This window comes from Pirellulales bacterium (assembly GCA_036490175.1).
Classification (GTDB): domain Bacteria; phylum Planctomycetota; class Planctomycetia; order Pirellulales; family JACPPG01; genus JACPPG01.
This window is the reverse complement of the sequence record DASXEJ010000239.1, coordinates 1-20,044: the sequence shown is the minus strand read 5'-3', so window position 1 is coordinate 20,044 and position 20,044 is coordinate 1. Positions and strand designations below refer to the sequence as shown.

21 protein-coding genes and 1 tRNA gene are annotated in these 20,044 nt (G+C 60.8%); 12 read left to right on the top strand and 10 right to left on the bottom strand.

The window, feature by feature from the left end; translation table 11 throughout:
* Together VGG64_17910 and VGG64_17905 are read right to left on the bottom strand one after the other, a co-directional pair.
* On the bottom strand, nucleotides 1–381 hold a 381-nt coding region (locus VGG64_17910), incomplete at its 3' end, for a hypothetical protein (GenBank protein ID HEY1601481.1).
* 366 nt (nucleotides 382–747) lie between these two features.
* The gene (locus tag VGG64_17905; GenBank protein HEY1601480.1) at nucleotides 748–1,443 is read right to left on the bottom strand and encodes a recombinase family protein; all 696 of its coding nucleotides are present in this window, start codon (nucleotides 1,441–1,443) and stop codon (nucleotides 748–750) included.
* Between the two features lie 577 nt (nucleotides 1,444–2,020).
* On the opposite strand from VGG64_17905, the gene VGG64_17900 reads away from it, so the two are divergent.
* The 3 genes from VGG64_17900 (at nucleotide 2,021) to VGG64_17890 (ending at nucleotide 5,022) form a co-directional block, all read left to right on the top strand.
* A complete protein-coding gene (locus tag VGG64_17900) occupies nucleotides 2,021–2,338 on the top strand; it encodes a hypothetical protein (GenBank protein HEY1601479.1) in 318 nt (105 codons plus the stop codon).
* A 195-nt stretch (nucleotides 2,339–2,533) separates the two neighbouring features.
* Nucleotides 2,534–3,583, top strand: a complete 1,050-nt coding sequence (locus VGG64_17895; GenBank protein HEY1601478.1) for a hypothetical protein — start codon at nucleotides 2,534–2,536, stop codon at nucleotides 3,581–3,583.
* 20 nt (nucleotides 3,584–3,603) lie between these two features.
* Complete coding sequence (locus tag VGG64_17890; GenBank protein HEY1601477.1) at nucleotides 3,604–5,022, top strand: hypothetical protein; 1,419 nt, start codon at nucleotides 3,604–3,606, stop codon at nucleotides 5,020–5,022.
* 675 nt (nucleotides 5,023–5,697) lie between these two features.
* Here VGG64_17890 and VGG64_17885 read toward each other — a convergent pair.
* Entirely contained in the window at nucleotides 5,698–5,865 is a 168-nt protein-coding gene (locus tag VGG64_17885; protein HEY1601476.1) for a hypothetical protein, read from the bottom strand.
* Between the two features lie 34 nt (nucleotides 5,866–5,899).
* Here VGG64_17885 and VGG64_17880 point away from each other — a divergent pair, with 34 nt between their 5' ends.
* Nucleotides 5,900–6,346, top strand: a complete 447-nt coding sequence (locus VGG64_17880; protein ID HEY1601475.1) for a helix-turn-helix domain-containing protein — start codon at nucleotides 5,900–5,902, stop codon at nucleotides 6,344–6,346.
* A 1,260-nt stretch (nucleotides 6,347–7,606) separates the two neighbouring features.
* Here the strand turns inward: VGG64_17880 and VGG64_17875 are convergent.
* Nucleotides 7,607–7,680: transfer RNA gene (locus VGG64_17875), tRNA-Arg, on the bottom strand.
* 101 nt (nucleotides 7,681–7,781) lie between these two features.
* Here VGG64_17875 and VGG64_17870 point away from each other — a divergent pair.
* The 6 genes from VGG64_17870 (at nucleotide 7,782) to VGG64_17845 (ending at nucleotide 13,829) form a co-directional block, all read left to right on the top strand.
* The gene (locus tag VGG64_17870; GenBank protein ID HEY1601474.1) at nucleotides 7,782–9,005 is read left to right on the top strand and encodes a tyrosine-type recombinase/integrase; all 1,224 of its coding nucleotides are present in this window, start codon (nucleotides 7,782–7,784) and stop codon (nucleotides 9,003–9,005) included.
* A gap of 388 nt (nucleotides 9,006–9,393) precedes the next feature.
* On the top strand, nucleotides 9,394–9,894 hold the full coding sequence (locus VGG64_17865) for a hypothetical protein (protein HEY1601473.1): 501 nt from the start codon (nucleotides 9,394–9,396) through the stop codon (nucleotides 9,892–9,894).
* Between the two features lie 219 nt (nucleotides 9,895–10,113).
* Nucleotides 10,114–10,317 (top strand): hypothetical protein, encoded by a 204-nt coding sequence (locus VGG64_17860; protein HEY1601472.1) that lies wholly within the window; start codon nucleotides 10,114–10,116, stop codon nucleotides 10,315–10,317.
* A 382-nt stretch (nucleotides 10,318–10,699) separates the two neighbouring features.
* On the top strand, nucleotides 10,700–10,978 hold the full coding sequence (locus tag VGG64_17855) for a hypothetical protein (GenBank protein ID HEY1601471.1): 279 nt from the start codon (nucleotides 10,700–10,702) through the stop codon (nucleotides 10,976–10,978).
* A 2-nt stretch (nucleotides 10,979–10,980) separates the two neighbouring features.
* Complete coding sequence (locus VGG64_17850) at nucleotides 10,981–11,565, top strand: ERCC4 domain-containing protein (protein ID HEY1601470.1); 585 nt, start codon at nucleotides 10,981–10,983, stop codon at nucleotides 11,563–11,565.
* Nucleotides 11,565–13,829 (top strand): phage/plasmid primase, P4 family, encoded by a 2,265-nt coding sequence (locus VGG64_17845; GenBank protein HEY1601469.1) that lies wholly within the window; start codon nucleotides 11,565–11,567, stop codon nucleotides 13,827–13,829. The genes VGG64_17850 and VGG64_17845 overlap by 1 nt, the downstream gene beginning before the upstream one ends.
* Before the next feature lie 852 nt (nucleotides 13,830–14,681).
* Here VGG64_17845 and VGG64_17840 read toward each other — a convergent pair.
* The 5 genes from VGG64_17840 to VGG64_17820 all read right to left on the bottom strand — a co-directional run bounded on the left by VGG64_17840 (nucleotide 14,682) and on the right by VGG64_17820 (nucleotide 18,465).
* Entirely contained in the window at nucleotides 14,682–15,428 is a 747-nt protein-coding gene (locus tag VGG64_17840; GenBank protein HEY1601468.1) for a recombinase family protein, read from the bottom strand.
* A gap of 108 nt (nucleotides 15,429–15,536) precedes the next feature.
* Nucleotides 15,537–16,436, bottom strand: coding sequence for a zincin-like metallopeptidase domain-containing protein (locus tag VGG64_17835; protein ID HEY1601467.1), 900 nt, complete (start codon nucleotides 16,434–16,436; stop codon nucleotides 15,537–15,539).
* A gap of 95 nt (nucleotides 16,437–16,531) precedes the next feature.
* Entirely contained in the window at nucleotides 16,532–16,789 is a 258-nt protein-coding gene (locus VGG64_17830) for a hypothetical protein (protein HEY1601466.1), read from the bottom strand.
* Between the two features lie 77 nt (nucleotides 16,790–16,866).
* Nucleotides 16,867–17,514, bottom strand: a complete 648-nt coding sequence (locus VGG64_17825; GenBank protein HEY1601465.1) for a hypothetical protein — start codon at nucleotides 17,512–17,514, stop codon at nucleotides 16,867–16,869.
* A 333-nt stretch (nucleotides 17,515–17,847) separates the two neighbouring features.
* Nucleotides 17,848–18,465, bottom strand: coding sequence for a hypothetical protein (locus VGG64_17820; protein HEY1601464.1), 618 nt, complete (start codon nucleotides 18,463–18,465; stop codon nucleotides 17,848–17,850).
* 670 nt (nucleotides 18,466–19,135) lie between these two features.
* On the opposite strand from VGG64_17820, the gene VGG64_17815 reads away from it, so the two are divergent.
* Complete coding sequence (locus tag VGG64_17815) at nucleotides 19,136–19,399, top strand: hypothetical protein (protein HEY1601463.1); 264 nt, start codon at nucleotides 19,136–19,138, stop codon at nucleotides 19,397–19,399.
* 15 nt (nucleotides 19,400–19,414) lie between these two features.
* Entirely contained in the window at nucleotides 19,415–19,642 is a 228-nt protein-coding gene (locus tag VGG64_17810; GenBank protein ID HEY1601462.1) for a hypothetical protein, read from the top strand.
* A 31-nt stretch (nucleotides 19,643–19,673) separates the two neighbouring features.
* Here the strand turns inward: VGG64_17810 and VGG64_17805 are convergent.
* On the bottom strand, nucleotides 19,674–20,044 hold a 371-nt coding region (locus VGG64_17805), incomplete at its 5' end, for a hypothetical protein (GenBank protein HEY1601461.1).

Genomic DNA, 20,044 nt, shown 5'->3' with positions numbered 1-20,044 from the left:
CTTCTTGAAAGAACTTGGAAAGGTTTGGAAGCAGTGCTTTCGCGCATTGGTGCCAGCCGCGATCGCCTCTCGGTCGCCTTGATGAACAATCTCATGCGATGAGCCGAGTTCGTCGAAAACTCGTGGTTGCGACTTTCCGTGCTCTGTCATTACGGTTTTCGCTTCGCACGAAATAAAAACCCGATCAATCTCGCCGGGATATATTATTTCGGCAAAGCGCGTCGGATGCTTAATGGCCCGAGTGGTGCCGATGGCCAAGTCGAGCGTCTTTTTCTTCCCGTTCGGAAACGTATGCTTGGAATTGATGCCGTAGACGACCTTGTCAGCAAGAGCCTGTTCCCGCAATGTGGGACAAGCGGCAAGTAAGTCTTCAAGAATCAATGTACAGAGCGCAATCGAATGCGCATCGCTTCGCGAGTGATAGCGATAGACCCATCCATAAACGGGGTCTTTGTGCTCGTGCGCGGTCAACCACGCCGCGAGTCCCTGCGGTGCGCCCATTTTGGCCTTCCTTGGCTAGTCAAGCATCCATGATTCCGCAGTTGAGAGTCGCGGTCAAGATCGTGGGCCGGTCGGTCTCTTGCTAGCAGCCCCTGTGCTGGCGTCGCTCCATTGCCGCGTCAATCGGACTGTTTCGCAGCCAATCAGCGCGCGGAGGGCTGCACAAGGGGCGCGACCTCAATGCCCGGGCAGGCCGGCATGAGCGACCCCACCCCGGCCGCCCGTACCCATTACTTTAGCCGTCGCTTACGCAGTCGCAAGCTGATCGACGATCCGCAAAACGGTCATAGCGGCGAATGCTTTGCCGCCGGTGGTGACATGGCCGGCAGCGTTGAGCGTTTCGGCGACGGCCGCAAACGACAGCCCAGCAGCCCGCATCGCCTGAATGTCATCGGCGATGAAGCCGTAACAGTCTGACCTGGCTTGCTGCCTGCTTGCCGCTGCGGCTTGAATGGCCTTCGCAAGCCCGTGCCGTTGGCCTTTGCGCCAGTCTATTCGATGGCCTGGCCGATTTGTGCCGAGCTTCGTGCCACGGCGTTTGGCGGCGTTGAGAGCGGCTGTAGTGCGTTCGCTGATCCGCCGGGCTTCGTCTTCCGCCACGGCTGCAAGAATGTGAACGGTCAGTCGCGTGGCATGGGCATTGTCGCAGGCGACGAACTCGCAGCCGGCTTCCATGAGGGCCGACACAAAGGCCACATTGCGAGCTAACCGGTCGAGCTTGGCGATAACCAGCGTGCCGCGAACGCCTCGCGTGCGGGCGATGGCTTCGCTCAGCTTTGGGCGATCGGAACGCTTGCCCGTCTCAATCTCTGTGAATTCCGCAACGATCTTCCCACCGTTGGCCTTGGCGAACGCTTGGACGGCCGACTGCTGAGCCTCCAGGCCAAGGCTACTCTGTCCCTGGCGCTTCGTGCTTACGCGATAGTACGCGACAATTTTCATCTCTGTTTCTCCAGGTTGCCCGCACTATCCAAATATAACATTCCGCTTGATGTTGGTCAAGCGGACTGTTATGCGCTTGGCAACTGACCGTGGCGAAATGAGCCGTTACGTGCGATCGTGCGGCCCGGAGAGTTGCTTCACGCGCCGTGATTCATTTGCCCCTTACGGTTCCACATCGCGTCGAAAAGCGGTTTGGCCAGTCGTATTGAATACCCCACGTGTGCTAGCATCGTCGGAAGCATTTACGCCCCGAGAGGTAGATAATATCGAAACGACCGCGGCGAAAAAGGCATAGCATTTGATAGGGACCCTGTGAACTCATTGGCACAACCCGAAGTCGGTCGCCCCCCACCCCACTGTCGGCACGGCCCTGGTGGCCACGGTTAGCCGGCAGCATGCCTTTTGAGTGCTGCGTGGGGCTAGTAGACGGCTTACGCCAAACGGTCGCTGGGGCAATTGGTGATGGCGTCTCGGATCGCGGCTGCCGGGCAGTCAGGGGCTATAAACCTAATCCCATCGTGATCTCTGTAACCGCGCGTGGGGGAGATTGTGTAAGCCTGACAGGATAGGCCGCCTGATGGAGCAGCCTTGCAAGGCGCAGCCCCTGATACGATACGAGTTTGTCTCCACCGGTGCTGGGTTGCAGGCTTTTGTTACTTCTTCTGTTGAATTAATAATTGAAAATGCGTGGTTGTCAGGTAAGGAAAAAACTCGCGACCGGCCAAACCCTGCAAGCCCGCACGCGCCGGCCGATCCGCTTCATGCGTCAGGACTTGTGACCGGCAGGGTTGTCCATTTTTCCCTGCCAGGCCTGCGTTTTGACGATCAACTCCGCAAGTTCGGCCGCCGCGATCCAACTATCGGTGTCCCGCACCCGGTGGTTCACGTCGATTAGCTCACCGGCTCGAACAGCTTTCCGCGACGTTCCCTATTGAGTGAAGTCGCGTTTGGTTCATCGAAGGCCACAAACGTTGCGCTAGTCTCACTGCTTGCCGTCAAGCCGCGGGCCAAGCCGGGCGGCCTTTGGCCCTGCTGCCTGCCCGACGATTCCCTTCTTTTACCAAGCGGAGCCTGAAATGGAGTATTCGCGATGATGACTTTGTTGTCCGAAGACACGCCCGCGTCGCTGGCCGATGCTATGGTCGCCTTCCTGGTGAGCGAAGGTCTCGACCCAATAACCACACGTCTAATCAAACCAGGATTAGAGTTTCAATTCTGGCTTGATGATCGGCCCAGGCGAATCCCGATTGGTCGAAATTCAGGCGAGCCTGTGTTTGGCGGCGAGTTGGTTACCGTCAATCAATTGCGGAAGCGACTTGGTCTCGTCGGTGTCACCGGCTGGCACTGGCAAACCAAGCAAACGCTTTTCATTATTTTGGACTTCGACGCTAAAGATCACGCTGCCGGGCATCTTGAAGAAGTGCTCGCTCGCGTAATCGATGCGGCCCGCCGACTTGGCTGGTGTTGGGTGCGGCGAAGCAAGGGCGGCCGTGGCTTCCACGTGGTCGTCTCATTGTCCAGGCCGCTTCCGGCCGAATCCGGCACCGAGCACCAGCACAACGCAGCAACAATCGTCGACCGAATGTGCGAAGAAGCCGCGTTCAACTTCCGCGACTGCCTCGACTGCGCGGGAGTCGTCGGCTACGTGTGGGCACCGAAGGTCGCACCGAATGCTTTTGAGATCATCGTGGAGCCAACCTGCCTGACACCGGAGATCGACGCCGGACTGATTGCAACCGGCCAACAGAATAAAGGGAAGCGACAATCAGCCTCTAGCGATCCGCCGGCTGCGGAACTCAACGAGCAACATCTGGCAGACATTCGCAAAATGCGAGAAGCAGGATTCATTGCCGACTACTCGGATGGCCGATTGCTGTGTCACTCAAAGGGCTTTGAAGCGTTGTACGCGGAGCATGGTCGGCCGGGTAAATACCGAAGCCGCTCCGCTGGTCGATATCCGACCAAGCCGAATGCATTCGCTTTCCCAGTTGACGATGGCGGCTGGACTGTGAGCCGCTTCAATATCACGCCAAGCGCCGAATGCGAATGTTGGTACGCAAACGCTCAAGGCTTTGCGACGGCTCGCATTCGGCCACCAATTGATTTTCTCATATCGAGTCTCAAGTATTCAAATGAATAGACCAATGGAGAACAAGTAAAGTGGCGACAGCGAAAAAGCACAAAGGCAAGAAAAAAGCTCCCAAGCCGGAAGAGTTGCTGCTGGCCATTGCCAGTAGTGATGGGTTATGCCACACATCGGAGCGAATTCCCGTAATCGTAATGGATCGGAACGAGAGGCGTCGCACATTTATACTTCCCGACAAAGAATATGAAGCTGTACTTGCGAAGCGGCTTTACGACCAGACTTGCCTAATCGCAAAGGGCGCGTGGATCAAAGACGCAATGCGATTGGTCGAAGCATTATGTCTCGAAGGACCATGCAGGCCGGTATTTACTCGCGTTGGCCATTATGAGGGCGGACTTTATTTCGATCTCGGTGACGACACCCTGCGAGTTATCAAAATTACAACGGAAGGATGGTCCGTCACGATGGAATGCCCCATCTTGTTCCATCGCTCGCCGAACGTTTCGCCGATGCCAGAGCCGGAGCGAGGCGGTAGCCTCGCAGAACTTCGACCGCTGTTAAATATCTCGGATGCGGACTGGCCTGTTGTCGTCGTATTCCTACTGGCGTGCTTAAATCCGGTCGGCCCGTTTCCGCTACTGATTCTAAATGGCCAAGCCGGGGCTGCGAAGTCAACGCTCGCTCGCCTACTTCAGGGCATTGTTGACTCGACATTCGATCCGAAGCGGGGAAGAGAAGAGCTTTTTGCTCCACCAAGGACGCCAGAGGACTTGATGGTGTTCGCAATCAATTCGTGGGTGCTGGCATTTGATAACCTCAGTAAAGTGCCCGATTCATTGAGCGAGGCGTTGTGCCGGCTTTCGACCGGAGGCGCAACAGTTGCGAGAAAGCTTTATACCAATTCGGGCATCGCGAAGATGACCGCCCAGCAGCCGGTGATTATCACGTGCATCAATGATGTCGTGACGGCGGAAGACCTGCGGTCTAGGTCACTGTTTCTCGATCTGGAAATGTTGGAGCCCGATAAAGTCGTTGGCGAAGCGGCGTTGCAGGAACGGTACATGGCGATGCGGCCACGCGTTATGGGAGCCTTACTCGATTCCGTCGTGTGCGCGCTGAACAATTTCGAGCAGACCAAGCCACTGCCGGGTAACCGGCTCGCTGACATGACTCGATGGGTGCTGGCCGCTGAGCCGACAACGGGGCTACCGTCTGGCGCAATTGCCAACGCTCTACGTGCGAACCGGCAGCAAGCGGCTGAAGACGCCTTGAGCAGTCCTTTGGCAGAGGGCATTCGCAAGCTGGCAAATGAAGGTGTGCGTCTAAAAGCGGAGGACATCAGGGAGCGTTTGATGGAGATCGGCATCGCTGAAGTGCCCAATCCCGTCGCGCTCGGATGCAAGCTCAAAAGCCTGGCAACGGAGCTAGCGGCGGTTGGCGTCTTAGTCAAAAAAGATAGCCGCTATTGGATCATAAAGCGATTGGCCGCCTAACTAAGCTTTCTAGCCGGTCAAATCTGATCAGTTCCCAGTGACATTTCGACATTCGGCGTGATGTCACCTTTTTAACGAACTACCGTTCCGGCCCGCAAATACTTGCGGCCAACCGAGAGGACTCCAATGACTTCCAACTGTGTCGACGTGCGCGCCCTCTTCGGCCGCACCTACAAGATTGTCCGCGACCCTGCCTACACTGCCGAGTACGGGCCTAGAGCCCGCGTGGCTGACCCGTGGCTCGACCTAATCGACTGCCGTTACGGCGCTATCGGTCCGTGGGGCGGATGCAGGCTCTTGGCGAGCACGCATGGGGCCGGCCGTGTGGCTGCCGCGCTTTTGCGTTTGCCACGCTGCGAAATTATGCACGACGGTGATGATGGCGCGACGGTCGTCTTTGATTTGGCCGACTTCCAAGCTGTTGCAGAAATTATCAAACCGCGCCGCAAAAGGCGAATGTCATCCGAGAGCCGGCGAACACGGGGGATGCACCTGTCAAAAGTTCGCCCACAAGCCCTGTCGGGCGCGTAGTCCAGCCACGACGGGCGGCTTCGGCGGGCTGGAGACGGCCCAAGGGCCGTTCCAGCCTTCGAGGCCGTCATTTATCCGCCTAGTGCATCGGGACCGCGAAGCCCCGTCAGCGCGACCGAATTGAGTTAGCGAGCGCCTCCACATTCACCGCAGCAGGAACCAAGCGGCGACTGCCGCGATCACGATGCCAAGCGGCCGCCATCCGCTCTGTGGTGCCGCGACGGTCGGCGCGTTCGGCAGCGCCGCCAATGCGGTCAGCGGATCAAGGCCGGCGGCGATGCCGACGATGAACTGTTCTTCGCGTTCATCCATCATATTTTGAGTCTAACATAAAGAGACATGCAGAATGAAGCGCGAGCCCGGAAGTCTTCCGCAATTTGGCCGCTGGCTTGAAGAAGCCTGCGACGAGATTGAATTTTTCTGCCGATACGTCGATCCCGACTTTTTCGACCGGTTGGCCGTCGCCCAAATAATCGAGCAGGCCAGCCGGCATGCCTCCCGATTCGGCGCAGGCCATTTGGTTTCCTCGCTGCCTCCCACCTTCAAGCCGGACGACGGCTTGGCAATCGTCGGGCGGCTGTTGGAATGGACCCGGGAGCGTACTTCCGAGCCGGCGGCGATGTTGTCGGTCAAGGAACTTAGTCAGCGACTTGGTATCGCAAGTCGGACCGTGTGGCGGATGCTTTCGGCCGGCGAACTGCCGGCGCCTATTAAGATCGGCGGCCAAACGAAGTGGCGGCGGTCCGAAATCGAGGCCATGATTGATTTAGCACCAATGAAAGGACACCACTAATGGCCAGCGTTTTTCGTCGAAAGCGTACTGTCAACGGCCGCCGCATTACAGCGAAGCGATATACGATTCAGTTCGTTGACGGCGACGGCAAGACTCGCCGAGTTCCGGGCTTTTCCGACAAAGGCAAATCATGGGAACTTGCGCGCAAGCTGGAAGTAGGCAGCGATGGGGAGCATCTGAAGCATCGCAAGACCCCTTTGGTTGACCACCTGCAAGCGTATAAGAGCCATTTGCAAGCGCAGAACGATTGCGCGAAGCACGTTAAACAAACCGAAAGGCGGATCACGCTGATGATTCAAGGCTGCGGCTTTGAGCGGCTTCGGGATGTGAGCCTTGCCACGCTGGAAATTTGGCTCGCTGCTCAGCGGGAAGCCAAAAACTTCGGCCTGAAAACCAGCAATTATTACGGCCGAGACTTCAAAAGCTTTCTCACTTGGCTCGTTGACGAGCGGCGAGCTGAAAACAACCCGTTAGCGCGATTCGCGCCCTTAAATACCGAAACTGACAAAGGCCGAGAACGGCGAGCGATCGACAGCGCAGACTTCATCAAGCTGATCGAGGCCACGCTGCTGGGGCAGCCGTATCGGGGCATGACGGGGGAAGATCGTGCCGTCTTATACTTCACGGCCGGCTATACCGGCTTGCGCTGCGGGGAGTTGGCCAGTCTGACGGCTGAATCGTTCGACCTAGCGACTGGCGTGGTGCGGGTGGAAGCTTCGCACTCCAAGCGGCGGCGCGAAGACTCACAACCGTTGCCGGCCGTTCTGATGCACCTACTCAGGGCATGGCTGCCGGGTAAGTCGGGCAAACTCTGGCCCGGTTCTTGGTCGGAGGACGCTGCGGCAATGCTTCGGCCCGATCTAAAGGCCGCCCAAATCCCCTACGTTGACGCTGGGAAACACTTTGACTTTCATGCACTCCGGCACCAATTCGTTTCCAATATGGCCCGAGCCGATGTGCCGGTGAAGGTTGCGCAGGTCTTGGCCCGACATTCAACGATCACGCTAACTATGGATTGCTACAGCCATTTGGTCGGCAACGACGCGACGGATGCGCTTGCTTTGCTGCCCGCCGTGCCGGCCGAAAAATGGGCCGCAAATTTGACACGAAATTTGACACAACCCCTCGTCATTTCGAGTCAGGACGTGGCATCCGGTGGCACAACCGCCGATGAGCAATCGGTCGCCGAAGTAGAGCGTAAGCGGTTGTCGCCGCTCTACTTGGCACAGCCTGTCGCGAGTTGTCACGACAATTCAGCAGCACGCCCGGCTGGACTCGAACCAGCAACCTGCGGATTAGAAGTCCGCTGCTCTATCCGATTGAGCTACGGGCGCGTGAGCCTAATTTATAGGCTTTTATTGCGTTCGTCTGCAAGTGGCCCTATCATACTGACACCTGCTTTGACACCAGGCCGCAGAATGAAGGGCCAGATCGCATGCCTCAAGCTACCGCGAAAATCAGAACCGACAAGCCTGAGAAGCCGTACGCTGACTTCCCGCTCTTTCCACACGCCACGAAACGCTGGGCCAAGAAGATCCGCGGCAAGATGCACTACTTCGGGCCGTGGTCCGATCCAGATGCCGCGATCGAAAAATATCAGCGGGAGCGCGAAGACTTGTACGCCGGCCGAACGCCGCGGCCCACCACCGGCGGCCTGACGGTTCGTGGCCTGGTCAACAGATTTCTCACGGCCAAGCAGCAGCTCGTCGAATCGGGCGAGTTGGCTCCGCGCAGCTTCGCCGATTACCACGCGACCTGCGCGCGTGTCGTCGCTGCGCTCGGCCGTGATCGGTTGGTGATCGACCTGGCACCCGACGACTTCGAGGCCTTGCGATCGACGGTCGCGAAGACCTGGGGGCCTGTGGCGCTCGGGAACGAGATTACTCGCGTGCGAGTCCTGTTCAAGTATGGCTATGACGCCGGCCTCATTGATCGGCCGGTTCGATACGGCCCGCACTTCAAGCGGCCGTCGAAGAAGGTGCTTCGCAAGGCCCGGCACGAGAAGGGGCCGCGGATGTTCTCGGCGGCCGACATCAAAGCCCTACTGGGCTCGGCCACCAAGCCCATGAAGGCGATGATCCTGCTCGGCGTCAACGCCGGCTTCGGAAATTCCGACCTGGGTACATTGCCCGTATCGGCGGTTGACCTCAAGGGCCGCTGGATCAATTACCCCCGACCCAAGACAGAGATCCCGCGACGGGTGCCGCTGTGGGCGGAAACCGTCACCGCATTGAAAGAGGCGCTTGCCAGCCGCCCGATGCCAAAGGATCCGGACGATGATCGCCTGGTGTTTCTGACCAAGTATGGGCTGCGGTGGGCCAAAGAAACTCGCGACAATCCGATCAGCAAGGAATTCGCAAAGCTTCTACAGGAGGTCGGGCTTAATCGGCCTGGGTTGAGCTTCTACGCCTTGCGGCACACGTTCGAGACAATTGGAGGCGAAGCGCGCGACCAAGTGGCCGTTGATGCCATCATGGGCCACGCACCGCACGGGAACGACATGAGCGCCGTCTATCGCGAGGGCATCAGCGACGAGCGGTTGAAGCGCGTGACAGCCCACGTGCGGAAATGGATGTTCGCGAAGGTGAAAGGTCGCGGCAAGAAAAAGCCGGCGCCAGCCAAGCGGGCACCTCGACGCCTGCGGCTAGCTGCGGGATAATCATGCACATCGGGACGGCCGGCTGATCCCCGGCCCAAAGACCTCCTGCCGGCGTTGACGCTCCATCTTCGTCGGCAGTTGGTCCACGCCCGAGAATGGAGCAATGTCGATGCCCGCGCACCGCAGGCAGTCCACGTCTCGCAAACCGGCTACTTCACCAACGCCTACGGGCAAATCACTTCCTGCGCCAGAACCTCCTGCAACGCAGGCTGAGTGGTCGGCCTTCTTTCGCCGTCCCACGGCTTCAATGCCGCTCCCGAGCGCCGAATCGCTTGTGGATGCAGTGAATGCAGTTGCCCGCAAGCAAGTAGCCCGGCAAATTCGGGATGCAGCAGCAAGGCTTTGCTTGTCAGTCGTCCATATCGCGACACAAAAAGCGGATCGGAAATTGATCGCTCATGTCGTGGGATGCCAATCTGCCGTGATGCGGCAATTCGAAAACGCCGTGCGCTGGCTTGACGAAGCGCTCGCGGCGCAACGTTCAGCCCGTATCCAGGAAATTGAGCGCCGGCTCCAATCGATCAATTCCGAAGTCGAACGAGTGCTGGAGCGGGATAGTCGCGGCCAGTCGCTATCGGCTCCAATTCAGAAATCGGCGCCAAAATCGAGTCAGGATCTGATCGCGTTCATTCTGGAAAGTGGTGAGGCTGTGCTCGATGGCCTCGTACGCGAGGCGCTGCAGAAAATGGCGACTCCAGCAAAAGCGGGCGGCCGCCCTCGTGAGTGGGACGATCTTTGGGCAATGATTTTGGAGCTGCCGGACGCTAAGGACGCCCATATCGCCAAGGCCTACAACCAGCGATATTCGCGCCGAGCGAAGAAGGCTACGGCCAAAATTGTTCGCGAAGTCCGCTGTCGCCGCCAGAAGAAGTTAGCGCACGACGGGTGACTCCAATCGCCTTAGCGGTATTGCAAAAGGGATTGCAAATCGTCGCCTTTTCGTCGCCGTCGTCAAAAAAACTCGAAATTTTTCCGCCCGGAATTTAAGGCCTGAGAGCGGCCGCGAACGTGAAAAACGTGGTACGAAATCGCGACTCCACGTGTGCAACATCGGCACGTGCATTGAGAATTCCCTTAGTGGTGCTAGTTACGCACGAGGGTGGTCTCAATGCAGAAGCTTTTCTCAACTGCCGACATCGCCAGCACGCTCGGGATTGAAACCTGGCGAGTGCGTCGACTCTTCGAAGACGGCACGCTTCCAGAGCCTGAGAGGTTCGCTGGGCGCCGTGCCATCCCCGGCGAAATGCTGCCAAAGGTGATCGACGCGCTTCGCGAGCGTGGCTGGCTTAGCCCGGAGCCGGCCAATGCGTAGGGGGCTATCACTACCTCCTGCGAAAGCGGCCGCTCGCGGCCACGAGTCAATGGCGCCGGCTCTGCCGTGCCGATGCAAACTCACACCCCCCGAAGTGGCCCAGCGATTCGGCATCGATCCGGCGAAGGTTCTGGCGTGGATTCGCTCGGGCGAGCTCCGGGCGATGAACGCAGCCACGACGCGAAGCGGCCGCCCGCGGTATCTGATTGACGAGGCGGATCTGGCCGCGTTCGAAATGGCCAGGTCAACGACTCCAGCGCCCAAAGTCCAACGAAAGCGGCGACAGCCCAGAGGCGACGTAATCGAGTTTTTTTGAGTCTGTAAACGCAGAAGGCTCCCGATCCGGCAAGGTGGGAGCCTTCTGCAAAACCTGGAGAACACAATGATTCTAGCGACCGCGCCATTGGAAAGTCACGAGCCAACCGAATTTTGTGTCGGCGACCCGCCGCTGTCGTGGAAGCAAATCTGTCGGATCGAACGGCGGGTGCTGGGTCTCGCCGGCAGCGCAATGATTGCCCGTGGCGCCCGCAATAAGTGGCGTCGATATGAAGTTCTCAAGCGGCAACTTGCCCATTTGGTAGGTTATCAGGCCATCAATCCGGCCCTGCGCTCTTCGTTGGCTTTCGACATCGCCCACCATCACGTCTTTGCCGGGTGGTGAGCATGCCAAAAACAAGGTTCCCAGTTCCAGCCGAGTTGCCGATCGAGGCCGTCAGGGCGATCAGCGACACTCGCGAGCAGTGCCCGGTCGACCTGTCGCCGCTGCGCGTCGAGGTGGGCACGCTGGCCACCGGCGATTATTCGGTTGCCGGGCTCGAGCATGTCATTGCCATTGAGCGCAAGAGCCTGCCCGACTTGCTGGGTTGCATTGGCCAAGAGCGCGAGCGCTTCGACCGCGAAATCATGCGGCTGCTCGCATACCAGGTCAGGGCACTGGTTGTCGAGTCGACCTGGCCGGAAATCGAAGCTGGCCAATGGCGTAGCAAAATCACGCCAGCGGCCGCGCTGGGAAGCCTGCTCGGCTGGGGTGCAATGGGACTGCCGATCTACATGGTCGGGACGCACGAGCGGGCTGGCCGATACATCGCGCGGTTGCTGGTGACCGCGGCGAGACGCCGATGGCGCGAAGCACGGGCCCTGCTCGCCGGTAGCCTTGGGTCAGCCGAGCCGAAACACGGTCGCTTGAGCCCGAGTGCTTATGACCCGGCAACGCTCGCCAGCTTCTGTCCGACCGGGGAGGGTGACTGATGTCGACTCGAACCGCCGGGGCGGGCGAACTCCTGGCAGAGCGGTTGGGACTCAATGTCCTCGGCCGCGAGGGGCACGATCTGAAAGCCCCCTGCATTGCATGCGACAGTTCTGACGCCTTCCGTATTGAACGCGATGCCGGCGTTGCCCACTGCTACGCCTGCCAGGAGTCCTATTCGCCGCTCCAACTCGCCGAAACGGTATTGGGCGACCGAGACGAAGCTTGGCGGCTCTTGGAGGAGCTCGGCCTTTCTGAGCCACGCGGCCACCACAGCAACGGGCGCAAGGCAGCCTCGCCAGCTTGCGGCGAAACGCTCGAGCAAGTAGCCCGCGAAAAGGGTGTGACGGCCGAGTCGCTTAAGGCGTACGGCGCGATCAACGATGGCGGGGATGCGATGTTCCCCATGTTCGGGCCGGACGGCACTCGCTGCTCGACGTTTCGCATCACGCCGGGGCTGCCCAAGAGCAACAAAAAGTCCAAGGGCACCTGCGCCAAGGGAAAGCCGGTAGGCTTGTTCCTTCCGGCCGATCAACCGCAGGCTGGTCAAACCTGGCTCATCGTCGAAGGGGTAAAGGACGCGGCGGCCCTTTTTGGGCTCGGCTATCCGACCGCGGGACTCCCATCGAGCACAATGAAGGCGGAGTTTGCGCGCCTGTTCGAAGGCGTGCATGTGGTCATCGTGCCAGACCGTGATCGAGCTGGTGAGCGCGGCGCAAAGAAAACTGGCGCCGTCCTGGAAGGGCAAGCCGCATCGGTTCGCATCGCAGTGCTGCCGGTCGAGTTCAAGCAATCCAACGGCGACGATGTACGCGACGTGCTCCGCAAGCCAGATGGCGAGCAGTTCGTGCGCCGGGCGATCGCCGACGCGAAGCCTTGGGAAGCCGGGGCGGCCGATGAACCGTCATCGCTCGACACGCTGGAGGGGCAAACCGAAGTCGCCAACGCCAGGCGGTTCTTTGGCCAGCATGGCGACGACGTGCGATGGTGTGATCCCTGGGGTAAGTGGCTGATCTGGGACGGGCGCCGCTGGCTGATCGACGAGCGGCGCAAAATCGAAGATCTTGGCAAGGCTTCCCATCAGCAGCTTTGGGTTGAATTCTCGAAGCTCGACAGAGAGAAACAACAGGGAACGCTACTTCGGTTCGTTCGTTCGAGCGGCTCGGCCCGCGGCATCCGGGCGATGCTCGAGTTGGCCCGATCTGACGTCTCGATCGTGCCAGACGAATTGGACCGTGATCCCTGGGCGTTCAATGTGGCCAACGGCACCATCGACCTGCGCACTAAGACACTTCGGCCCCACCGTAAGGCCGATTTTTTCTCGGCCATGTGCCCTGTGGCCTATGATCCGAACGCCGATTGTCCGACATGGTTCGCATTCCTTCGCCGAATCACTGACGGCGACGACGAGTTAGCCAGCTTCCTGCGACGGGCTGTTGGGTTCAGCATGACCGCCGACGTCCGCGAGCACGTGCTGTTTTTTCTGTACGGCACCGGTGGCAACGGCAAGAGCGTGTTTCTGAACACCGTGGAGTCATGCTTCGGGCCCGACTATGGAATGAAAGCCCCGCGCGGGCTGCTGATGGCAAAGAAAGAAACGCACCCGACCGAATTGGCCGACCTGGCTGGCAAACGGTTCATCAGTTGCATTGAGGCCGAGGACGGCCACCGGCTTGCCGAGTCGCTCGTGAAGGAAATGACCGGCGGCGACGGAATCCGCGCCCGGCGGATGCGAGAGGACTTCTGGCAATTTAAGCCAACGCACAAGATTTGGCTGGCCGCCAACCATAAGCCGCGGATTCGAGGAACCGACAACGGCATTTGGCGTCGCATCCGCCTCGTTCCATTCACCGTCAGCATCCCCGAGGATCAGCAAGACAAAGAACTGCCGGCGAAGCTTGAGGCCGAGTTGCCTGGCATTTTGAACTGGGCATTGCTGGGCTGCCTTGAATGGCAGCAAAACGGACTTGCCGCGCCCGACGTCGTTAACCGGGCGACCGCCGAGTATCGCGAAGAAATGGATTTGGTTGGCGGCTTCATTGAGGAATGCTGCATCATTGCTCAATGTCACAAGGCCCGAGCGGTCGATCTGTACGGCGCCTATCAGCGCTGGGCCGAGCAAGCCGGCGAGCACCCGGCAAGCCAACGCGCCTTTGGAACGGCATTGGCCGCGAGGGGCTTCGAACGGAAGTCGAGCAATGGAACCTGGTATCTTGGAATCGGCATGGCGACGGCGGCCGGCAATGAAACCGAGCCGTTCACCTGAGTTGCCTCACCGCTCATTCGGGTGAGTTGTTCCGCGTTTTTCCGCGACCTGCGTCGGAAAAACCTGTGGCACCCCGAACGTCAATAAATCCCCGGCTCGCGCAACTGCAAGCCATTGCCACCGTGTGGCTTTGAGCCGAATTCCGCGCCGCTGCTGGAGTTCCTGCTGGTGTGCGAGAAGGTTCCACATTTGTGGCCAATCCGCCAAAGGTTCCACATTTCAAAGCCCATTCGCCGTTCATCGCAAACCGAAACCAGGCACAAGCTTGAGTCAAGCGAGTCACGCAGAGCACACGCCGTTTTGGAAGGATGGAACCTTGTGGAACCACTTTTCCGTATAAACACTACATGCGCGCGCATAGGGCGTTGATCTAGAAAAAAGGTTCCACAAGGTTCCAAGGTTCCAACTTTGGGCCGATGCGTTCTTGGTGTCCGAAAACGCTGGTTGATGATGATTCAACGGGCGCGCAGGGAGCCGCAGGGGCATTTCTGACGGTTGGGATCCGGCCAACCAAACTTGCCCAGTTGCAAGGCGCCGCGTGTCATGCGCGAAATCCGGGGCTTTGGCCTCGCGAAAAGAGCCAGCCCCCCGGCTTTTTCTCCGGGCCTGCCCGCGGGCGATTTGGCTCCGGTGGCGTCGTCCATGATGAACCGAGCCTGCGGCAGCGCCCGGCCGGCGGTGCGAAATCTGGCGGCATCGGCCCATCGGTTCCCATGGCCGGCGGATCGAGCCCATGCCAGACGCTCCTGCGCAGGGTTGCCCCGGGCGTTGCGCAAGCTGCTGCAGAGCGTGCACGGCCCGGCTATGCTGGTGGGCGAGATAGGTGCCAAACCTCGCGGGCCGCGGTGCTGGTTACGCACGTTTCACCTCCGCGGTGGCCACCTCGGGCCGGCCGACGATGCGGGCGACGGCCGTATGGGTCCAGGGCGCCCGGCCCTCTTTGGTCGGAATGCCCAGCCGCGTCAACTCGGCCGCGATTTCCCGCAGCGTCCGGCCGGCCCTGCGCATCGCCAGCATGTGGCTGATGGCTTCCTGTTCGGCCGCGTTCGGCAGCAGGATGCCGACGGACTTTTGCTTGCCGTGTACGATTTCAATCCGGTAGGCCAAGTCGAACCCGAAACGTACCTTGCCGCAACGCTCGTGGTTGCGGATCTTGTGCTGCAAGGCGTCGCGGGTTCGCTCGCCAATGGCCTCGCGCTCCCACTGGGCGACCGACAGCAGGACGTTCAGCACTAGCCGTCCCGCCGCGGTGCGTGTGTCGATCGAGTCACCCACGCTGAACAGTTGCTTGCCGAAGCGGGACCGCTCGCCGAAGTAGCCGTCGATCAGCACCTGCCAATCGGCGACCGAACGCGTGAGCCGGTCCAGCTTGGCGATCACCAGGCCGTCGGCTTCGCCCTTCCGCAGCAGCGCCAGCAGTTCTTGCAGGCCCGGCCGCTTGAGCGACTTGGCCGATTCGCCGGCATCTTCGATGATTCGCACCAGCTTGAGTTCGTACAGATCGGCGTAAGCGATCAGCTTGGCTCGCTGGGCCTGGAGGCTGACACCATCGCGGGATTGCTCTTCGGTCGAAACGCGGATGTATCCGATGATCCTCATGGTCATGCTCCTTGGTCTTGAATGCTCGATGAAGCTTTGAACAAATGCGAGACAGCCGGCCCGTGGCGGCCGCCCTCGATGCTTCGAAGGCGGCGCGCCCGGCCATACTCAGCCGCAAGCGGCCACTTCCGTTTCCGCTTCGGTGGCTTGCTCGGCCGTCGATTGGCCAAGCAACCAGTCGGCGGCCTTCTGCGCCTGGGCCGCGGCCTCGACGACAAGCCGGGCGTCGCCGCGCAGCCGATGCAGCCAGCCGGCCACGTAAGCGGCCTGGTTGACTTGCAGGGTCGGCACGTCGATTCCGCAATGGCCGCACAAGAACGCGGCCCCCATTTCGGCAACCAGCTCTTCGCGGGAGTAGATCGGCGAGCCGAAGGGAGCGGCCGCCTCGATGCCTTCGCGGTTCAGCCGGCTTTTGTGCCCAGTGCTGTGGGTCAGCTCGTGAAACAGCACCGAATAATAATCCTCCGCGCTGCAGAACCGATCGGGCTTCGGCATGCGAATCTCGTCCAGGCTGGGCACGTAGCACGCTTGATTGCCGACGTGTTTCATCGTGGCATGGTCAGCCGGGAGCCCGGCCAGCACGCGCTCGCAAACTTCCAGCGGCCGAAAATCGAGTGCTGGCGGCATGTCGCGATTGGTCACACGCGCCGGCAGGCCATCACACTGCTCGACGTTGAACACCGTGTAATACCGCAGGACAAATCGCCGCTTGGGTAACCTGGTTTCCTCGTCGGCCGTTTCGTTGATCGACCAGAACACGATCGGCCAGCCGCGCTCGCCTTTGCGAACGTGGCCACCGAACAAGCCGGCCTGGCGATACGTGAGCCAGTAGGGCGCGTCGTAGCTGGCGGCACCGAGCAGAAACACGTTGACGCCGCGGTATGCTTTCCGCGTGCAGGCGTTGCGCGGGGCTCCGTCTGGCCCACCCCACGGCCGGCGCCAGGGAATCACGCCTTGCTCAAGCTGCTGGACAATGCGACTGGTGACGATATCGTAAACGCTACTCATGGGACTAGCCTCCCGTGGGTGCTGCCCGGCCGGTGTTAGCGCACTGGTCGGGCTTTTGCTTTCGAGCGCCAACCGCTGGCGCCCGTCGCGAAATGCTACGCCGGTTCGTCGGGAAACATTTCGCTGCCGCCGAATTCGTCGGCCAGCTTTTCGGCGAGGGCCATTTGCTCGCAGAACTTCACGTGTTCGGGCTTGCAGTCGCGCTTGCTCATCACGAACTCGCGGGCCTGGCCCTCGTTGTCGAACTCGTACATGAAGCCGGTCTTGCTATCCAGCAACCGCACCTTGCGGTGGACGCTGAACTTGCCGCGCGGTCCAGACAGCACGTCGAGCATGGGGGTATCGTTGGGCATCGTGGGCTCCTGCTGGGTTGACGGATCGAATCGCACCGCCGCTGTACCAGCACTACGCCGAAGCGGCCGCAAGAATTTCAACGCGCCAGCAGCTCGCCCGACTCCACGTCATTGAGCATCGCTCGCATGTTGCATTTGTGCTTCTTGGCCAGGGCCACGTAAACGTCGATCGGCCGGCCGTCCAGCTTCTCGGCCTGGGCGATCTGACGGACCCGCAGGGCAAAGCTCAACTCCAGCTCGCGGCCGTTCAACTCCAGCAGCGTGCAGCGGCTCAAGAGCGGGCTGGCGTCGATATGGTCGCCCAGTAGGTCAAGCTGGCCTTCGAGCGTTGTCGTGAAAGCCCAAAGCACGTGGCGGGGCAGCGCCTCGAGCATGACCAGCAGCTCGCGGATCGCATCGGCGCGGAGCCCGTGGGCTTCGTTGACGATCACCGCCCGGCCGCCTTTGTCGCCCCAGCCGCGGGTTGCTTGCGAGCGACGCAGTTCGCGCAGTCTGGCGGCATTCAGCTCTGAGGCGTCGAATTCCTCAATCCCGAACTCGTCGGCCACCTCCAGCGCCAACAGCTTGGCGATCGTGCTCTTGCCGGTGCCGCTCCTGCCGCTGATCCACCATGCCCGGCCGGCCAAGCCGCGCTGGCGGACCGTGTCGATCTTGGCGATGGCCGCGGCCTGCCCGACGACGTCGCCCCACGACTGTGGGCGGTACTGCTCGAATAACTGGGACATGGTCTTGCTCCTTACGGTATGAATTACCTGGCCGGCCGTGATTCGCGTTCCGGCCCGGCGAAAAACGCTCGAAACAAACTTCGCCGCATGGCCACCGAAAAATTTCACGGCGCTGGCGGCATCGGGCGGCACCTGCCGCGCATCGGCTCGCTGCTGGCGCACGGCATCGGCGATGCGGCGCGACGTTGCTCGGAATCGAGCCGGTCGCGTACACAACCGTGCGTCTGTGAACGCGGAGGCCGAAAAACGCGGGCAAAAATGCAAGCGGCCCGGGCCAGCCGTGCCCGGGCCGGTCGGTTCGGTTTCGTTTCGCCGCCGCTGCCGAAAATGCTTTCAGACCACGACGCACTTCCGCTCGTCGAGCATGTCTCGCAGGAGCGGTTCGATGAGCCCCACGTGACGTGATACCGTTGCTGGCGATACGCCACAGCGCTCGGCGATGAGCTTCTTGGGACAGCCGTAGCTCAACAGCCGCGCCGTCGCCTGGAGCTGCTGGGGAAGCCTTGCGATCATGGCTTCCACCGCGGCCCTGTCCATCGAGTCGACCGGGGTGTTTTCGGGCCGCGCGGCGATGTCCGCCGGGTCGACGAACCGGCGATCGGCTCGCCGGCAGGGTTTTTCGCCCCGCGCCGCCAGCCGGTCCAAAGCCGCCCGGCCACGCACGTCCATCGCATCGACGTACCCGCGTTCCCGGCGGACGAACCGCGTGCCGCGCAAGGCCCTGGCAACGCCGCTGTGCGCAACGCATGCGATGGCATGGCCAACATCGGCTAGACGCTGGCGGCACGTCGGGTATTGCTCCCATGCTTGTCCAAGGGCTTCACCAACCAACTCGTCGTCGTAGCGCCCGAGCTGGCGCAATCGCCGGTGGATGATCGCGAGCACCAGCCGGTAATGCTCATCGAACTCACGTCGCAGTTGTGCAAGGCTGATCGTTGTCGTGGTGGTCATCGTGCTTCTCCTTCGCTGTGGGTTGCTCCAAGCCCGGCAATCGAAAATCGATCGCAACGCGGCTTGCTACCCTTCGCGAAAATCGCCCGAAGCCAGACCGGCCGAACTTGCCGCAAGCCGTTTCGCGGAAAGCACAAGCAAGAATCCAAGATTTTTTTCGGTTCACTCCCGCCCGCGACGGGTGACCCTCGATCGCGCGGAGCCACTCCCATGCCCAGTCGAATTGACGACACGCCTGCCAAATTTGGCCGCGGCCGAAACTGCCGCGGCTGGCTTGCATCGCGCCGGTTCACGCCAGGCCGGCGGCAATCACGATCGACCCGAAAGCCCCCAGCGTGACGAGGCCCCTATGCCTCGACGTTGCATCACGCGCCACACGGCGAGCAGCGCCGAGGAGCGGCGCGCGTCGGCTGCCGTAGGTGAGTGGCGGAGTGTCTCAACGCCGAGGGGCCGGGGGTAGGCCCCCCTTCGGCCCCATACTCATTTGTCATGTCACCGTCGGAATTTTGCATTCCCAAACATTGGCAAACTGGGCAAGCCATCGAGTGGCAGTGCAGCCCGGGTTATTCGCGAGACCTGGTGTATGATGACGACGCTGTTCGCGCTCCGCAGCGCGGGTGCAATGTCGCGGTGACTCCGATCAAGCTGGCTTTTGACGGCAGGTGCCTTTGTGATTCAAGTAAACGACTGGCAAGAGTTCAAGTTCAAGCACGACATGGGCGAGCCGTTCGGGCTGAGGATCCATCGCCGGCGTAAGATTGGCATCGGCTACGTGGAAGATCTCAAATTCAAGATCGCCGACAATCGAATCGTCGATGGCGATTTGCTGCTTTCGCGGGAGGAGTTTCGGCAGCTTGCCGACGCGTGGCGGGAAGTGACAGGCGAGGAACTCCGGGGCAACAAAGCGCAGCGGATTTTGGGCCCGTTGCTTTGAAGAAGGCGATCGAGCATGGACGAGAAGCCGAATCCCTACGACACGATGGGCAGCCCGTATTGCGGCATGACGATCAACGAGCGGCTAGCCGTCGCCGGCCTGTTCGACCAATGGGATGCCGCAGTCGCCCGGCGCGACCGGGCTGAAATGATCCGCCTGCTGACGCTGACCGACCTTCCTGTCGCTGCCGCCGAACAGACGACAGACGCCGTGCTGGCCAGTCAGAAGCTCTCCGGATCCTGACCGTTCCGGCCTGCCCGCGACCTCAAGACTCCTACGTCGGGGCCAACACGCCGCGTTCGAGCAGTGCGGCATAAGCAGCAATCGCGCGACGGGCGTGGGACGGACTTAATTCGCGCCGTGTCCGTGGCCACCGCTTGCCCGCCAACATGAGAAACGTCGCCACTTCTGTGCGGCTCAGCCCGCGGCTACGAAGCTCGAAGGCCTCTCGCATCACTTCGAGTTCGGCCGGATTGGGAACAAGCCGGCGGCGGCCGCGTCGACCGGCCCAGCGGAAACCCAGCGGCGGCTTGCCGATGGGCTGCTCAGTTGCTCGGGCGACGGCCACGGCTTCGACGGCCCGGAGCTGGTGCAGGCTGAGACACCATTGGCGAAATGCCGCCGGCGAGTCGGTCGCGCGGTCGA